Origin of the sequence: Burkholderia sp. E168m23, assembly GCF_016586125.1 — a bacterium.
In the GTDB taxonomy this organism is placed as follows: Bacteria; Pseudomonadota; Gammaproteobacteria; order Burkholderiales; family Burkholderiaceae; genus Burkholderia; species Burkholderia orbicola.
In genome coordinates this window covers 1-1,100 of sequence record NZ_BCPP01001456.1, presented here as the reverse complement: position 1 = coordinate 1,100, position 1,100 = coordinate 1, and the positions used below count along the sequence as shown (strand labels likewise).

Here is a 1,100-nt window from a genome sequence, read left to right as displayed (position 1 = left end):
TGTGCGATTCGCAGACATCGTTTCACTTTTTTGAAGGCCGTTTCTTTGGCGCGTCGGAACCCGTGGCGCCCGTAGGGAACACGGGTTCCGACGCGCGCCGATGATGTTCGCCGAGGATTTTGTCGACCCGCCATTCGCGGTGTCGAATTCGCTCTTTCCGCTCGTCGTACGCACCTTCCACCGCTTCCGCGAGAGGTGTGATTTCACCCAGCTCCGCAATGCGGTCAACCGGAGTCTTTCCACCGAGTGAGCCGTGTGGCCGACGCCAGTTGTAGTCGAACTGCCACTCTTCGATTCGCAAGTCGATTGCCCGCTCTGTCGGGGCATGGTGGAACCAGAATTCGTTCAGGTCAGTAAGCTGCGAACGTTCAACTTTGCCATTGAGGTGCGGCGAGCGTGGTGGAATTGGCCGGAATTTAATGCACTCGTTCATCAGGCGCCGCTGCACGGATTCAGCGAAGAACTCACCGCCGCGATCGGTCTGGATACGTTGAATCGGAAACGGCATCTCCTCGATGACGCGATCAAGGAAAAACAGCGTATTTCGGGCATTTCTACGGGGGTAGACGGCCAGCACACGAAAGCGTGAACAGTCGTCGATGGCCGTGTACTGGTAGACGCCTCGTGCAATCTTCATCGTGTCCATCTGGACGCGGTCTCCGGGAACTGGACGGCTGTAGCGCCTCGGTTGTGCCGGCCTCCTGGGGCGAACCAACGGCTTCACCAACGCTTCGCACAGGACCTTGTGAATGGTCGCAAGGGACAGTTCTCTTTGTTCGTTCAGACGCAATTCGTTCTGAATCCGCCGTGCCCCCTTGCGCTCGGCCCGCAGGCGAAGAATCGTTGCCCGATCAGCGTCAGAGACCTTTCGATTCGGGCTGGTCAGAGGGCGACGGCTTTGAGAGCGAAGACCTTCTTCTCCCGCCTCCTGGTAGCGGCGCAGCCACTTGCGAAGCGTCGGCCTGGAGATGCCACAACGCGTGCACACGAGACCGGCGTTGCCGGTCTCGTGATACATGCGCACCCAACGTAATCGCATCGAGATTTCGCGCTCCATCGTCCCATATTAGTTGAAACGATGTCCGTGAATCACACAGCTG

1 protein-coding gene is annotated in these 1,100 nt (G+C 58.5%); it reads right to left on the bottom strand.

Features of this window, described 5'->3' with window-relative positions; genetic code table 11:
• Nucleotides 1-22 precede the first annotated feature (22 nt).
• Nucleotides 23-1,039: an IS481-like element ISBcen24 family transposase gene (locus tag JMF90_RS38125; RefSeq protein ID WP_011548482.1), complete on the bottom strand. Its 1,017-nt coding sequence runs from the start codon at nt 1,037-1,039 to the stop codon at nt 23-25.
• Nucleotides 1,040-1,100: the final 61 nt, after the last annotated feature.

What these genes read in the sequence shown, in the direction of transcription:
- JMF90_RS38125 (WP_011548482.1), bottom strand. Translation starts at nt 1,039, where the DNA reads ATGCGATTACGTTGGGTGCGCATGTATCACGAGACCGGCAACGCCGGT.